Annotated in this window: 13 protein-coding genes; 12 read left to right on the forward strand and 1 reads right to left on the reverse strand. The window is 41.0% G+C overall.

All coding sequences use genetic code 11. The features are described from left to right. Positions 1-4: 4 nt before the first annotated feature. From infB to Q0C76_RS08630, 7 genes are all read left to right on the forward strand, one after another. Entirely contained in the window at positions 5-2308 is a 2304-nt protein-coding gene (gene infB, locus Q0C76_RS08600) for a translation initiation factor IF-2 (protein ID WP_295732021.1), read from the forward strand. An 11-nt stretch (positions 2309-2319) separates the two neighbouring features. After that, positions 2320-2682, forward strand: coding sequence for a 30S ribosome-binding factor RbfA (gene rbfA / locus Q0C76_RS08605; RefSeq protein ID WP_295732024.1), 363 nt, complete (start codon positions 2320-2322; stop codon positions 2680-2682). 75 nt (positions 2683-2757) lie between these two features. Then, positions 2758-3657, forward strand: coding sequence for a tRNA pseudouridine(55) synthase TruB (gene truB / locus Q0C76_RS08610; RefSeq protein WP_295732027.1), 900 nt, complete (start codon positions 2758-2760; stop codon positions 3655-3657). An 8-nt stretch (positions 3658-3665) separates the two neighbouring features. Beyond that, positions 3666-4619, forward strand: a complete 954-nt coding sequence (gene ribF, locus Q0C76_RS08615; RefSeq protein ID WP_295732030.1) for a riboflavin biosynthesis protein RibF — start codon at positions 3666-3668, stop codon at positions 4617-4619. Between the two features lie 107 nt (positions 4620-4726). Then, entirely contained in the window at positions 4727-6601 is a 1875-nt protein-coding gene (gene asnB / locus Q0C76_RS08620; protein WP_295732033.1) for an asparagine synthase (glutamine-hydrolyzing), read from the forward strand. A 28-nt stretch (positions 6602-6629) separates the two neighbouring features. Beyond that, positions 6630-7400, forward strand: a complete 771-nt coding sequence (locus Q0C76_RS08625; protein ID WP_295732036.1) for a hypothetical protein — start codon at positions 6630-6632, stop codon at positions 7398-7400. 25 nt (positions 7401-7425) lie between these two features. After that, positions 7426-8892 carry a UDP-N-acetylmuramoyl-L-alanyl-D-glutamate--2,6-diaminopimelate ligase gene (locus Q0C76_RS08630; protein ID WP_295732039.1) on the forward strand — a complete coding sequence of 489 codons (1467 nt, stop codon included), beginning with the start codon at positions 7426-7428 and terminating at the stop codon, positions 8890-8892. A 74-nt stretch (positions 8893-8966) separates the two neighbouring features. Here Q0C76_RS08630 and Q0C76_RS08635 read toward each other — a convergent pair whose 3' ends face one another. Then, positions 8967-9335: a hypothetical protein gene (locus Q0C76_RS08635; RefSeq protein WP_295732042.1), complete on the reverse strand. Its 369-nt coding sequence runs from the start codon at positions 9333-9335 to the stop codon at positions 8967-8969. 112 nt (positions 9336-9447) lie between these two features. On the opposite strand from Q0C76_RS08635, the gene hrcA reads away from it, so the two are divergent. From hrcA to lepA, 5 genes are all read left to right on the forward strand, one after another. Continuing rightward, complete coding sequence (gene hrcA / locus Q0C76_RS08640; protein WP_295732045.1) at positions 9448-10497, forward strand: heat-inducible transcriptional repressor HrcA; 1050 nt, start codon at positions 9448-9450, stop codon at positions 10495-10497. Between the two features lie 10 nt (positions 10498-10507). After that, complete coding sequence (gene grpE / locus Q0C76_RS08645) at positions 10508-11071, forward strand: nucleotide exchange factor GrpE (RefSeq protein WP_295732048.1); 564 nt, start codon at positions 10508-10510, stop codon at positions 11069-11071. A 31-nt stretch (positions 11072-11102) separates the two neighbouring features. Continuing rightward, complete coding sequence (gene dnaK, locus Q0C76_RS08650) at positions 11103-12968, forward strand: molecular chaperone DnaK (protein ID WP_295732052.1); 1866 nt, start codon at positions 11103-11105, stop codon at positions 12966-12968. A gap of 97 nt (positions 12969-13065) precedes the next feature. Continuing rightward, positions 13066-14214 (forward strand): molecular chaperone DnaJ, encoded by a 1149-nt coding sequence (gene dnaJ / locus Q0C76_RS08655; protein WP_295732054.1) that lies wholly within the window; start codon positions 13066-13068, stop codon positions 14212-14214. Positions 14215-14306: 92 nt separating this feature from the next. Next, positions 14307-16142 (forward strand): translation elongation factor 4, encoded by a 1836-nt coding sequence (gene lepA / locus Q0C76_RS08660; protein ID WP_295732057.1) that lies wholly within the window; start codon positions 14307-14309, stop codon positions 16140-16142. The last annotated feature ends 24 nt before the right edge of the window (positions 16143-16166 follow it).

Below are 16166 nucleotides of genomic sequence, written 5' to 3' on the forward strand. Positions count from 1 at the left end.
GCATATGGCCAAAGAACGAATTTACGAACTAGCTAAAGAACTCAAAATGCCAAGCAAACAACTAGTTAAGCTTGCAAATGACCAAGGAATGAGTATTAAGAGTCACATGTCTTCAGTTACCCCTGATCAAGCTGCCAAGCTCCGTCAAGCAGCTAAGGGTGGTAATCATCAAGATGCGAAGAAACAGCCAACCGCTAAAGGGCCAAAACAGAACCAAAATCCTCAGCATAAGTCTCATAAATCAGATAAGCAGAAAGCCAATCATCAGCAATCTGTAAAGCAAAAAGAAGATCGTTCGAATGCTAAACAGGGTTATAGTCAAGAAAAGTCTCAGCGTCATCAGCAACCTAACAATAATCAACATTCCGATAACAAACGGAATCACCAACAACGGAATGATAACAACCAACGTGGTGGCAATAACCAAAACCGTGCTCACTGGTTCGGTAATGGAAAAAAGAACAAAAAACGTAATAAGAAAAACCGAAATAATCAACGGATGAGAAATGTTGCACCAAAGCAACCAACTCAGCGGAAAGATCGTCCGTTACCAGAAGTACTGGAATATACTGAAGGAATGAACGCACAAGATTTGGCCAAAGTTTTACACCGGTCAGCTGCGGAAATTGTTAAAAAGTTATTCATGTTAGGGGTCATGGTTAATCAAAACCAGTCTCTTGATAAGGATACGATTGAAATTTTAGCGGCAGATTACGGAATCGAGGCTAAAGAGAAGGTTCAAGAAGATATTGCCGATCTTGATAAGTTCTTTGATGATGAACAAAAGAATCAAGAGCACATGGTCCCACGACCACCAGTTGTTACCGTAATGGGACACGTTGACCATGGTAAGACGACGCTTCTCGATAAGATTCGTCACTCACATGTTACTGCTCATGAAGCAGGGGGAATTACCCAAGCAATTGGTGCCTACCAGGTTCGGTATAACGATCAATTAATCACCTTCTTAGATACACCAGGGCACGCTGCCTTTTCTGAAATGCGGGCTCGTGGGGCTAATATTACTGATATTACAGTTCTGGTGGTCGCTGCAGATGATGGGGTAATGCCACAAACGATTGAAGCTATTAATCACGCTAAGGCGGCAAAGACGCCAATTATTGTAGCTGTAAATAAGATTGATAAGCCCGGTGCAAATCCCGATCATGTTACTGAACAGTTAACGGAATATGGATTAGTTCCGGAAGACTGGGGTGGCGATACGATCTTTGTCAAAATTTCTGCCAAGTTTGATAAGAATATCGACGAACTACTCGACATGATCCTCTTACAGGCTGAAATGATGGAATTGAAGGCTAATCCTGACCAAAGAGCGGCTGGTTCTGTAGTTGAAGCACGGCTTGATCAAGGACGAGGAGCAGTAGCTACGTTACTGGTTCAGCAAGGAACGATGCATGTTGGTGATCCGATCGTTGTCGGTAATACTTTTGGTCGAGTCCGGACAATGAATAACGAAAATGGCCGGAAAATTAAGAAAGCGACGCCGTCAACACCGGTGGAAATTACTGGGTTAAATGATGTTCCTCAGGCTGGAGATCGGTTTGTTGTTTTCGAAGATGAAAAGACAGCTCGGGCTGCTGGTGAAGAACGTGCTAAACGCGCTCAAGAAGAAGAGCGTGCACGAACTTCTCATGTGACATTGGATAACCTCTTTGACACGATGAAGAAAGGTCAAATGAAGACATTACCAATTATCATTAAGGCTGACGTTCAAGGCTCTGTGGAAGCGTTAGCACAAAGTCTGCAGAAAATTGACGTTGATGGTGTTCGAGTTGACATTATCCATAAAGCTGTTGGTGCCATTAGTGAATCAGATGTTACGTTGGCAGAAGCCTCGAATGCAGTAATTATTGGTTTCAACGTTCGACCAACACCGCTTGCTAAATCTATGGCTGATTCGAATAATATCGATATTCGGCTCCATCAAGTTATCTATAAAGCGATTGAAGAAGTTGAAGACGCAATGAAGGGAATGCTGGAGCCTGAATATAAAGAAGAAACCATTGGTGAAGTGGAAGTTAAACAAATTTACAAGGCTTCTAAAGTTGGAACAATTGCCGGTGGTATGGTTACAACTGGTAAGATTACCCGTGATTCAAAGGTTCGACTGATTCGTGATGGTGTTGTTATTTATGATGGTGAATTAGGGAGCTTGAAGCGTTTCAAAGACGATGCTAAAGAAGTTAAGGCTGGTTTTGAATGTGGTTTAACCATTGAAAATTACAATGATATCAAGGAAAATGATGTCATTGAAGCCTACCAAATGAAAGAAATTCCTGTTAAGTAAGGAGGGATAAAATGCCAAATAAACGATATCGGCCAGAGCGGTTAGCTCAAGAAATTCAGCGTGAAGTGGACGATATTCTCCTTAAACGGGTTCGTGATCCACGAGTTCAAAAGATTACGGTAACGGGTGTGGATGTAACGGGTGACTTACAGCAAGCAACCATTTATTATAGTCTTTTGTCCGATAAAGCATCCGATGGTGAAAAGGCTCAAGAGGGTTTGGATAAGGCCACTGGCTTAATTAGAAAAGAATTAGGGGCTCGTCTGAATATTTTTAAGACTCCCGTAATTATGTTTAAGCGAGATCCATCGATTGCTTATGGTAATCGGATTGATGAGTTGTTAAGAAAACTACATCAGGAAGATCAATTATAATTATCATCAGGCTCCTGAGTTCGGCTCGCCGGGCTTTGGAGCCATTTTTATAACGATCGGAGGAGAAAATTAATAATGAATGGCGTATTACCACTTTATAAGGAACGCGGGATGACGAGCTTTGACTGCATTCGTCGACTTCGCCAACTTTTACAAACCAAAAAAATTGGTCATTCGGGGACGTTGGATCCAAACGTGAGTGGTGTTTTGCCAATCTGTATTGGTTCTGCCACAAAGCTGGTGCCGTACTTAATGGCCTCAGGAAAAGTATATGCGGGGGAATTAATAATTGGTCAATCGACCACTACTGAAGACCTCGATGGTGAAATTGTGGATGAAAAAGTTGTGGCTCAACCATTTAGTAGTCAACAAATTCAAGCAGCAATGCAAGAATTAACTGGAACAATTATTCAAGTTCCGCCAATGTACTCTGCAGTCAAGGTCAATGGTAAGCGACTTTATGAGTATGCTCGCGCTGGTGAAACTGTGAATCGACCACAACGAGAAGTGACGATCGAGGAATTTAAGTTGCTCGCTGATTATTATGATGCTAAGCATCAAAGACAACGGGTGCGGTTTGAAGTTACCTGTTCAAAGGGGACTTACGTGCGGACCTTAGCTGTCGATCTTGCTAAAAAACTTGGTTTCCCAGGAACAATGGCCGCTTTAACTCGTTTAAAAAGTGGCGGCTTTGAATTAGATCAAACTTTAAGTCTTGATGATATAAAAGAAGCGGTTAATCAGAATACCATTGAAAATTATATTTTTCCGGCTCGATTTGTTTTAAAAGATTATCCGCAAGTTCCCTTATCCAGTCGGCAGTGGAAACTAGTACAAAATGGCGGATGGCTAAAAGTGAGTGAACTGCAGCATACTGAAAAAGAAATTGTGTTATTGTATGATGAGCAAGCAAAGGCGATTTATCAAAAGGCAGGAGCCGATTATAAACCGGCGACGATGATTTCTGTGAAGTAGGTGAGAATATGCAAGACATTCGGTTAAGTTATCCGGTGGAGCTCACTCAAGTGGTTAAAGGCCCAGTAGTTTTAGCAATGGGGTTTTTTGATGGCGTTCATCGTGGACATCAACAAGTTCTGGCTACCGCTAAGAAAATTGCAGAGCAGAAACATCAGTCATTAGCAGTTTTGACGTATGATAAATTACCAGCGATTGTGTTTCGTCAGTTAGGTCAGCCTGTTCGGTACCTCACACCATTAAAAAATAAGTTACATTTATTAGCACAATTTGGTGTTGATATTGCCTACGTTATGGATTTTACGTCGACTGTCGGGGAGTTAGGTCCCCAAGCATTTGTTGATGAAGTGGTAATGGAGCTTCAGCCAAGTACTGTGGTTGCCGGATTTGATCACACATATGGTCCGAAAAACATTGCTAATATGACAAAATTACCGGAATATGCTAACAACCGATTTACCATCAAAACGGTGGGCAAATTAACCAGTGGTGATGATCATCTAAAGGTTAGTTCCACATTAATTCGTGAGTTGATTGATCGAGGAAAAGTAGCTCAGGCCAATCGACTGTTGGGTTATTTATATACGACTTCCGGCATCATAGTCCACGGTTTTGCTCGTGGACGGACAATTGGCTTTCCAACGGCAAATGTTCAGTGGCCTGAGAATGAACGAATTCCAGCGGTAGGTGTCTATGTAGTTCGTATAAGAGTTCAGGGCCAATGGTTTAATGGGATGGCTAGTGTGGGCTATAATGTAACATTTGGTAAACAAATGAATAAGACAATTGAAGTCAACATTTTTGATTTTGAACGTCATATCTATGGTGAACATGTCCAAGTACAGTGGATACGACATTTGCGCGATGAAATTAAATTTGCAAATGTTGAGGAGTTAGTGACTCAACTAAAAAAAGATCAAGTAACGAGTCACAAGGTATTGAGTCAACAACCATTAAAATAAATCGTAAGATCAAAGATGGATGATTGATTTTTACGCTGTTTTTGCTACTATTAAGACTGGTAAAAAACGAATAAAAAGAGAAAAAGAGATTAAGGAGTGGATTTCCTGTGTGTGGTTTTGCAGGTGCATTATCTGATAAAAAGTTAGCTTCTGCGGCGCGAATGAATGATGCTGTTCATACAATGAACAATATGATTATTCATCGGGGACCAGATGACGCTGGTTATTTTCAGGATGACAATATTACAATGGGGTTTCGGCGGCTAAGCATTATTGATTTGACTGCGGCTGGCCACCAACCAATGCCTTATGACAATGAACGTTACATGTTAACGTTTAATGGCGAAATTTATAATTACATTGAATTACGTAACCAATTAAAAGCAGATGGATACTCATTTAAGAGTGATTCAGATTCAGAAGTGATCCTTGCCGGTTATGATAAGTGGGGTGTAGATGCTCCAAAGCATTTCCGTGGGATGTTTGCGTTTGTGATCTGGGACAGCCAAGAAAAGACAATGTTTGCAGCCCGTGATCAATTTGGAATTAAGCCATTCTATTATGCAGAAGTGGATGACCAATTGTTTTACGGTTCTGAGGAAAAAGCTTTATATCCGGTTCTGCGTGAACAAGAATTTAACCATGATGCATTACAGGATTACATGACATTCCAATATGTTCCTGAGCCTGAAACCTTGTCTAAAAACATCAAAGCTTTGTTGCCGGGAATGTCACTTATTAAAAAGGTCGGTCAGCCATTAAAGTTGCAACGCTACTATGACACGACTTTCCACCCGGTTGAAAAGAGTGAAGAAGAATACGCAAAAGAAGTTCGGGATGTTCTTTTTGATTCCGTTAAGATTCATATGCGTTCTGATGTTCCAGTAGGCGCCTTCCTTTCTGGTGGAATTGATTCAACAATAGTGGTTTCAATTGCTAAGCAGTTTAATGACAACCTAAAGACTTTTTCGGTTGGCTTCCAACGTGAGGGTTATAGTGAATTAGATGTTGCAACAGAAACTGCGGATGTGCTTGGTGTGGAAAATTATAGCCATGTAATTACACCACAAGAATTTATGAAAGCCTTCCCATATTTCGTATGGGCAATGGATGATCCGCTGGCTGATCCAGCGGCAGTTCCACAGTTTTTCTTGACTAAAACGGCGCGTGAACAAGTGAAGGTAGCGCTAACTGGGGAGGGTGCAGACGAATTATTTGGTGGCTATACCATTTATCATGAACCAATTTCGTTGCGCCCATTTAAGTACACTAAACCTTTAAACGGGGCTTTACACGCGATTAGTAAACTAATGCCAGAAGGAATGAAAGGAAAATCATTCCTGATGCGGGGAACGGTTCCACTAGAAAAACGATATGTTGGGAATGCGTTTATTTTTAACGAACAAGAAAAGAAACGTTTCTTCAAGAACTATAATGATGCTCACTCATACGCGAAAACTATGGCGCCGTGGTATGCAAATGCGCAACAATATGATCCCATTACTAAGATGCAGTTTATTGATATTCATGCATGGCTAAATGGTGATCTTTTGCGGAATGCTGATCGGACATCTTTAGCTCATAGTCTAGAATTGCGAACTCCATTCTTGGATAAAGAGGTTTTTGCGGTTGCTTCGCAAATTCCAAGTCATTTGCGGATTAAGGATGGCACCACTAAAGAAATTCTCCGGAAGGCAGTCGAAGATGTGATCCCAGGACATGTTCTTCATCGAAAGAAATTAGGCTTTCCAGTGCCGATTCGCTTCTGGTTAAAGGATGAGATGTATGATTGGGCAAGGCAAACAATTATTGATTCACCAACCGATCAGTTCTTTAATAAGCAATACTTCTTGCAATTATTAGAGGATCACCGAAAGGGAGTTCATGATAATTCTCGTAAGATTTGGACGATCCTTACCTTTATGACATGGTATCAACAGTATATTGTTGATGCTGATTCTAGTTTCAAATCACCATTTTAGTTTGCGTTAAAATAATTGAGGACGAAAAATGGGAAAAATTATTGTGCAAAAATTTGGCGGAACTTCGGTTCAGGACCGAACTTCGCGTGACTTGGCCTTAGATCATGTTGAAGCTGCCATTGCTCAAGGATATAAAGTGGTAATGGTAGTTTCTGCAATGGGTCGGAAAGGCGATCCTTACGCTACTGATTCATTATTTGGCTTGGTTAGCGATGGTCAAGAAACTAAGTTGAACAATCAGGAGTTAGATCAGCTGATGGCTACTGGAGAATTAATCTCGATGTCTGTGATGGTCAATCAAGCGCGTCAACGCGGAATGAATGTTACTGGCTTAACCGGTGCACAGGCCGGTATTCATACTAATCAAAATTATCAAAGCGCGCAGGTTGACTATGTTGACCCAACGATAATTACTAACGCATTCCAGAATGCTGATGTAGTAGTAGTAGCTGGTTTTCAAGGTGTCACTGTCGACGGACACGTAACGACTTTGGGTCGCGGGGGTTCAGACACTTCCGCTACCGCGATTGGGGCAGCGGTTGGTGCACGATTTGTGGACATTTTTACGGATGTTGATGGTGTGATGGATCATGATCCGAAGCAAGATCCTAATGCGCAGGTAATTCCATTTTTAACATATGAGGAAATGGAGAGCATGGCTAATCATGGAGCAAAAGTTGTGCATCCTCGAGCAGTTAAAATCGCGATGAATGCTCAAATTCCATTTCGGGTGCGGTCAACCTATCGGGTTACGGCGCATGGTTGTACAATTATTGGTAGCAACAACTTAAATAAATAACACCATTCAGGAAGGAAGAGCGACTGTGTTAGCAAGTGACTTAATTCAAGTAATTAAATATAAACGATTATCTCAAGAGCATTTTACAGACTTTAATGTGATAACTGTGACACAAGATACTCGCCAAATTGTGCCAGGAGCCATTTTCATTGCGATTGTGGGTGCTAATGTTGATGGACATCGTTTTGTCTCTCAAGCGGTTGATAAAGGTGCTAAAATGATTATTGCTCAAGAACCGGTTAAAACGACTGTGCCGGTTGTTTATGTAAAAGATACTCATCGGGCAATGGCCTTTTTAGCAGATAAATTCTATGGGTCACCAAGTCAATCAATGAAGATGATTGGAGTGACTGGTACTAATGGGAAAACGACAGTTACCCATTTAATTGAAGAAGTCTTTCATGACTTAGGCGAGGGAACTGGCTTAATTGGGACCATGTATCGGAAAGTAAATAATCAGATTTACCCAACCGCTAATACCACGCCAGATGTTTTGACTAATCAAAAAACGTTAGCGAAAATGCGTGATGCGAATGTTAAAACCGTGTCAATGGAAGTTTCTTCGATCGCTCTTGTTCAAGGACGAGTGTGGGGAATCAACTATGATATTTGTGTATTCACAAACTTTACTGAAGATCATTTAGCTTATCACAAGACAATGAGTCAGTACAAATTAGCCAAAAGTCTGCTATTTGCCCAAATGGGCAACACATTTACTGGTAAAACTGCGGTTATGAATATTGACGATCCGGTTGGTCGAGAATTTATTGACTACACAACTAGCAATATTTTAACCTATGGGATTAAGCATCCAGCTGATATTTATGCAGATCACATTCAGATTTCCATTCACGGGACCGAATTTGATTTACATGTTTTTGATCAGGTTCAGCATGTCAAAACTCACTTAATTGGCGAGTTTAATGTTTATAATTGTTTAGCTGCTGTAGGTGCGGCTTATGCAGCAGGCGCTAATTTGACAGAGATTGTCGATTCTTTAAGCCGAGTGAAAGGTGTTAAGGGACGGTTTCAGTTAGTACCTTCTGATACTGGAGTGAGTGTGATTGTTGATTACGCTCACACACCGGATGGCCTACTTAACGTTCTGGAAACACTGAATGATTTTGCTGAACACGATATCTACTGTATTGTTGGTTGTGGTGGAGATCGTGATGCACAAAAGCGGCCACAGATGGCAAAAATTGCAGTAGACAATAGTACCCACGCAATTTTAACTGAAGACAATCCGCGGACGGAAGATCCCAAAAAGATTATGAATGATATGCTCGCTGGGATAGATGAGAATCAAGCAACAGTGATTTTTAATCGTCGGGAAGCAATCCAGTATGCAGTTAATCATGCTAAGCCTGGTGACGCAATTATTATTGCTGGGAAAGGGCATGAAGATTATCAAATTATTGGTAAAACTAAGCATCATTTTGACGATTACGAAGAAGCAGAAAAAGCTTTACGAAGTCGTCATTCTAACTAATTAAATGAATCTAGTAAAATGACCATGAATCATTATTTGTTCATGGTCATTTTTTAGCTATTCTAGAAATATGTTTAGTGACGGCTAGCGCGATGGTTACGTTGTGAGCTAATCTTATGAACTTGATGTCTAAAATGAGGATGTTGATTAATAACCAAGCGGAAGTTTTTCATTTTGCCGTTAAACGGTTGTCTGTTTAATCTAATTTTAGTCCAGGTTTCCATTGCTTGAATCATCAGTTTAAGATTATGTAGTTGCTCAGAATTACCTTCCTGAACGGCCGTTTCATAAATATCTGAACGGAGACGGGTAATTAAATTATTGTGATAGTTCAGCAGAACCTCAGTTAGGGGTGCGTGGCGATATTCATTAAATAGCTTTTGAATTAATACCATTGCTTCGTGGACATTGTGAGGTTGGATATAGTGATGTTGTTCAGACATAATTTTCTCCCAGAAAAAGTTTGACTATTATTGACTTTTGGATTAATGATTGTTATATTATAAAGTGTGTTTAGCACTTAGGCGTAAAGAGTGCTAAAAGGAAGTGATCAAAATGTTAACACAGCGTCAAGAAGCCATCTTACAGGCAATTGTTCGACAATACACTAATACGGGTCAACCTGTTGGTTCAAAAGTATTAGTTAGTAAGTTACCAATGAAGGTAAGTTCGGCAACAATTCGTAATGAAATGGCTTTTCTAGAACATGAAGGAATGGTCAAAAAAGAGCATTCTTCTTCAGGACGGATTCCTTCTAAGAAGGGGTACCGTTACTATGTTGACCATTTATTAGATCCTGATAGTGTTTCTGACAATGACCTTGTGGTTATTCAAAACTCATTAGGAACGAACTTTGTGAAACTTGACGAGATCATTTCGCACTCTGCTGATATTTTATCACAATTGACTTCATTGACTGCATTTACGATTAAGCCTGAACAAAAAGATGCTCGTTTAAGTGGCTTTCGTCTTGTTCCGCTAGGCAATCAGAAAGTAATGGGAATTTTAGTGACTGATACTGGTGACGTTGAAAGTCAGACTTTTCGGATTCCTCGGGACATGGATACCGATGCATTAGAAGCTGTAGTTCGAATGATTAATGATCAGCTAACGGGTAAGACCTTGGTGGAAGTCGTTCAATTATTACAAACGGAGTTACCAATTCAAGTGCATCATTACTTAGAAAGTCCGCAAGGCTTTTTAGATATTTTTGATAGTATTCTTTCACAAGCAGAACGAGAGCGTTTCTTTATTGGTGGTCGGCTAAACCTAATGGGAATTGCGGGAAAGCAAAGCCCAAACGAAATGAAAGCATTGTATGAATTGTTAGACACGAATGACCGGATTTCGCGGATCATTGATTCGGACAGTGAAGGATCCGGAATCACAGTTAAAATTGGCAATGAGATTGCGAATAGTGATGTTTTAAATAACTATTCGTTAATTACCGCTAAGTATGATGTTGATCAATATGGTGAAGGAATGATCGCCGTATTAGGACCAACTGCGATGCCGTATTCAAGGACGATTGGTATTGTTGATGCCTTTCGAAAGGAATTGGCCAAGCGGTTGTTGAATTACTATCATCATTATTATGGTTCTTAGGAGGGATTAGATGGCCAAACAAGAAAAGTCAAAAGAGCAAGCTTCAAATAAGAAACCGAATGATGAAGCTCAAACTGCTACTTCATCTAAGAAGCAAGCACCATCAGTTACTGATCGGTTGGAACATCAAGTAGCAGATCTGAAAAAACAACTTGAAGATAAAGATAACCAATTCTTACGGGCAGAAGCAGAAATTCAAAATATGACGAAGCGTTTTGAAAAAGAACGTAGTCAGATGGCAAAGTACGATGGGCAAGACCTAGCAACTAGTATTTTACCAGTTCTTGATAATTTGAAACGTGCGTTAGCAATTAACGTTACAGATGAGAATGGTCAGCAGCTTAAAAAGGGAATTCAAATGGTACATGATCATTTGGAAAAAGCGTTGGCAGATCATAATATCAAGGAAATTGATGCATTAGGTAAACAGTTTGATCCGAACACTCAGCAGGCGGTCCAAACAGTTGCCGCTAGTGGTGATCAAAAGGCAGACACCGTAGTTCAAGTTCTTCAAGCAGGTTATGTTTTGAAAGATCGGGTTTTACGGCCAGCTATGGTTGTTGTTGCTCAATAGTGAAGATTAATTAATAAAAAGAGGGATAATTATGGCAAGTAACAAGATTATTGGTATCGATTTAGGGACTACCAACTCCGCAGTTGCCGTTATGGAAGGTAATCAACCAAAGATTATTACGAATCCAGAAGGTGGCCGAACAACTCCATCGGTTGTTTCATTTAAAAATGGTGAAACTCAAGTTGGGGAAGTTGCAAAACGTCAAGCGATTACTAATCCGAATACTGTAAAGTCAATTAAGAGTCATATGGGTGAAAAAGACTATACAGTAGATATTGAAGGTAAGAAGTACACCCCACAAGAAATTTCAGCAATGATTCTTCAATATTTGAAGAAATATGCTGAAGATTATATTGGTGATACTGTTGATAAGGCAGTAATTACTGTTCCTGCTTACTTTAACGATGCTCAACGGCAAGCGACAAAGGATGCCGGAAAGATTGCTGGATTGGACGTTAAACGGATTATTAACGAACCAACGGCTTCTTCATTAGCTTATGGTCTAGATAAGGAAGACAAGGATGAAAAGATTTTAGTTTACGACCTTGGTGGTGGGACTTTTGATGTCTCCATCCTCGAATTAGGCGACGGTGTCTTCCAAGTTCTTTCTACAAACGGTGACACTCACCTGGGTGGTGATGATTTTGACCAAAAGATTATGGATTGGTTGATTGACGGCTTTAAGCAAGAACATGGTGTTGATTTGTCACAAGACAAGATGGCTTTGCAACGGCTAAAGGATGCTGCTGAAAAGGCGAAGAAAGACCTTTCTGGTGTTCAAGAAGCACAAATTAGTTTACCATTCATTACTTCTGGTGAAAATGGTCCGCTTCACTTGGAAAAGACATTAACTCGAGCTCAATTCAATCAATTAACTAATGACCTGGTTGAGAAGACCAAGCAACCGGTTATGAACGCTTTGAAAGATGCTGACTTATCATTTAGTGATATTGACCAAGTCATCTTGAATGGTGGTTCAACGCGGATTCCGGCAGTACAAGAAATGGTGAAGGAATTAACCGGTAAGGAACCTAACCATTCCATTAATCCTGATGAAGCCGTTGCTTTAGGTGCTGCTATTCAAGGTGGGGTTCTAACTGGTGATGTTAAGGATGTTGTTTTACTAGATGTAACCCCGCTTTCACTTGGAATTGAAACTATGGGTGGAGTCTTCACAAAGCTGATTGATCGTAACACGACAATCCCAACATCAAAGAGTCAAGTCTTCTCAACGGCTGCGGATAATCAACCAGCAGTTGACATTCACGTTCTGCAAGGTGAACGCCCAATGGCCGCTGACAACAAGACGCTTGGAAACTTCCAACTGACGGACATTCCACCTGCACCACGTGGTGTTCCTCAAATCAAGGTTACATTTGACATCGATAAGAACGGGATTGTCAATGTTTCAGCCGAGGATCAAGGAACACATAAGAAGCAGAATATCACGATTAAGTCTAGTTCAGGTCTTTCCGATGAAGAAATTGAACGGATGAAGAAGGATGCTGAAGAGCATGCTGATGCGGACAAGAAGAAGAAGGAAGAAGCAGATGTTCGGAATGAAACTGATCAATTGCTCTTCCAAACAGATAAGACTCTGAAGGAACTGAAGGGTAAAGTTTCTGATGATGAAATCAAGAAGGCCAAGGATGCCAAAGCTGCTTTGCAAAAGGCTAAGGATGACAACAATATTGAAGAAATGAAATCCAAGAAGGATGATTTAAACAAGATTGTGCAAGACTTAACCGTAAAGCTTTACCAACAAGCTCAACAACAAAATGGGGGAGCACAGCAAGGTAATCCAACTGGCGGTTCTGGAAAAGATGATAATAAAGGTAACGATGGTAACACCGTTGATGGTGACTTCCAAGAAGTTGATCCTGACGACAAGAAGTAATTGTCGGCCAAATGAAAGCCAAAGGCCGGGTGACCGGACTTTGGCTTTTCATTTATGGTATACTTAACCACAATTATTAAAGAGCGAGGGAAGTTTGATGGCTGAAGAAAATTACTACGATATTTTAGGTGTCAAAAAGGATGCCTCCGAAAAAGAAATTAATCGTGCATATCGTAAATTAGCAGCGAAATATCACCCGGATGTTAATCATGAACCGGGAGCGGAGGAAAAGTTCAAAAAGATTAATGAAGCTCACGAGGTACTGACCGATCCACAAAAGCGGGCTCAGTATGATCAATTTGGGTCAACTGGGCCGAATGCCGGAGGACAAGGCTTTGGTGGTTTTAATGGCCAGGGATTTAGTGGTGCTCAAGGGTTTGGTGATTTTAGCGACATTTTTGGAGATATTTTTGGCGGCGGGCGTGCGCGACGCGATCCAAGCGCACCACAACAAGGCCGTGATTTACAGTACACTATGACACTTGACTTTATGGATGCGATTAATGGTAAGGAAACCGAGATTAAGTATCATCGTGAAGCGCAGTGTGATGTGTGTCATGGATCGGGAACTAAACCTGGTAAGTCACCAGTAACTTGTCACGAATGCCATGGCCGGGGCTTTATCTTACGTCAACGACAAACAATGATGGGGATGATGCAGTCTCAAGAAACCTGCCCAGTTTGTCATGGTACTGGTAAGGAAATTAAGCCGGAAGACCAATGTACGAAATGCCATGGTAATGGTCATATTGCTGAACGACATGCATTAAAGGTGAAGGTTCCAGCTGGAGTCGATGATGGTCAACAAATGCGACTTCAGGGCCAAGGAGAAGCCGGAACTAACGGTGGGCCTTACGGTGATCTGTACATTGTTTTCCGGGTTACGCCAAGTCGTGAATTTGAACGAGATGGCGCTAACATTTTTGTTGATCGAGATATCTCATTCTCACAAGCAGCCCTTGGTGATAAAATTAAAGTTAAGACTGTTCATGGTGACGTTGACCTGCGGATTCCAGCCGGAACTCAATCGGAGACTAACTTCCGGCTTCGTGGTCAAGGTGTTCCACATTTGAATGGTAAAGGCAACGGTGATGAACATGTTCGGATCCATGTTAAGACGCCAAAGAGTTTGAACAAACGACAACGGGAAGCGATGATGGCTTTTGCAGCAGCTTCTGGTGAGAATGTTAAGGGAGTTAAAAGCGGTTTTTTTGATAAATTAAAAGATGCTTTTGATGAAAAGTAATGGCAAGCGCGATCATGATCGCGCTTGCTTTTTGTTCAACTGTTTTTTTGCTATAATTACTAGTAATACGCATTAAGAAAGCGAGTAGTAATATGAATTTAGATGAAATGAAAGAGCGCCAAAAACGAATTCGTAATTTTTCGATTGTTGCGCACATTGATCATGGGAAGTCAACGTTAGCTGATCGAATTTTGGAAATGACCGATTCCATTTCAAAACGCGAAATGAAGGATCAAATCCTTGATGATATGCCATTGGAACGCGAACGGGGAATTACCATTAAGCTGAATGCAGTCGCTTTAACTTATCATGCTAAAGACGGCCAGGATTACATTTTTCACTTAATTGACACGCCAGGGCACGTCGATTTTTCTTATGAAGTTTCGCGTTCATTAGCAGCCTGCGAAGGAGCGGTATTAGTAGTTGATGCAACTCAAGGAGTTGAGGCTCAAACACTCGCCAATGTCTACCTTGCTCTGGACAATGATTTGGCAATTCTGCCGGTTATTAATAAAATTGATCTTCCATCTGCAGACGCTGAAGGTACCAAGCAACAAATTGAAGATGAAATTGGTCTGGATACGGATGACGCTGTTGATATTAGTGCGAAAACTGGTTTAGGTGTTGATAAGGTCTTAGAAAAAATAGTTCAAGATGTTCCAGCACCGACCGGCGATTTAACAGCACCGTTAAAAGCTTTGATTTTTGATTCTAAGTACGATGATTATCGAGGGGTCGTCTTGAGTGTGCGGGTCTTTGAAGGAACGGTTAAAAAGGGTGATCGCATTCGTTTAATGAATAGTGGTACTGAATACGAAGTGGCTGAAGTTGGGATCAACTCACCGAAACCACTGGCTAGAGATGTTTTGATGGCAGGAGATGTTGGTTACATTACTGCAGCCATTAAGGACATTAAAGATACTCGGGTCGGCGATACGGTGACGAGTGCTAATCGACCGACTGCTGAACCACTTGCTGGTTATCGTCGAATGACACCAATGGTCTATGCCGGACTCTATCCAACTGATAATGCTAAGTTTAATGACTTACGTGAAGCTCTTGAAAAATTACAATTGAACGACGCCGCATTAACGTTTGAACCTGAATCATCACAAGCATTAGGTTTTGGTTTCCGTTGTGGTTTCCTAGGTCTCTTGCATATGGACGTTATTCAGGAGCGATTAGAACGAGAATTTGATCTTGATTTAATTACCACAGCACCATCCGTTACTTACCAGGTAGATATGCATGACGGCTCAATGAAGGAAGTGGAAAATCCTGCTGAAATGCCTGATGTCACAGAAATCAAAGATATCAAAGAACCATTTGTCAAGGCATCTATTATGGTACCAAATGATTATGTTGGGGCAGTCATGGAGCTTTGCCAACGAAAACGGGGTCAATTTGACACAATGGAGTACCTGAGTGATACGCGGGTCAACGTAATTTATCATATCCCGTTGGCGGAAATTATCTTTGACTTTTTCGACAAACTTAAGTCCAGTACGCGTGGTTATGCCTCACTCGATTATGAAATTGATGATTATCGTGTTTCCGACCTGGTCAAAATTGACATTCTATTGAATGGAGACAAGGTGGATGCTTTGAGCTTCATTACGCACCGTGACTTTGCGGCTGAACGTGGGCGCGAAATTGCGGCTAAATTAAAGAAGATTATTCCACGACAAAATTTTGAAATCCCAATTCAAGCAGCTATTGGTTCGAAGATTATCGCACGTACAAATATTAAAGCTTATCGGAAAGACGTTACTGCCCGAATTCACACTGGTGATCCCGATCGGCGTGCAAAATTGTTAGATAAGCAAAAGCGAGGAAAGAAGCGAATGAAGGCTGTGGGTAAAGTGGATATTCCTCAAGAAGCGTTCATGGCCGTTTTGAAGACTGATGAAGAAGTTGATGATAAGTAAATGTTGATATACCAGCATTCTTTA

Source organism: uncultured Limosilactobacillus sp., from assembly GCF_934202705.1.
Classification (GTDB): Bacteria; Bacillota; Bacilli; order Lactobacillales; family Lactobacillaceae; genus Limosilactobacillus.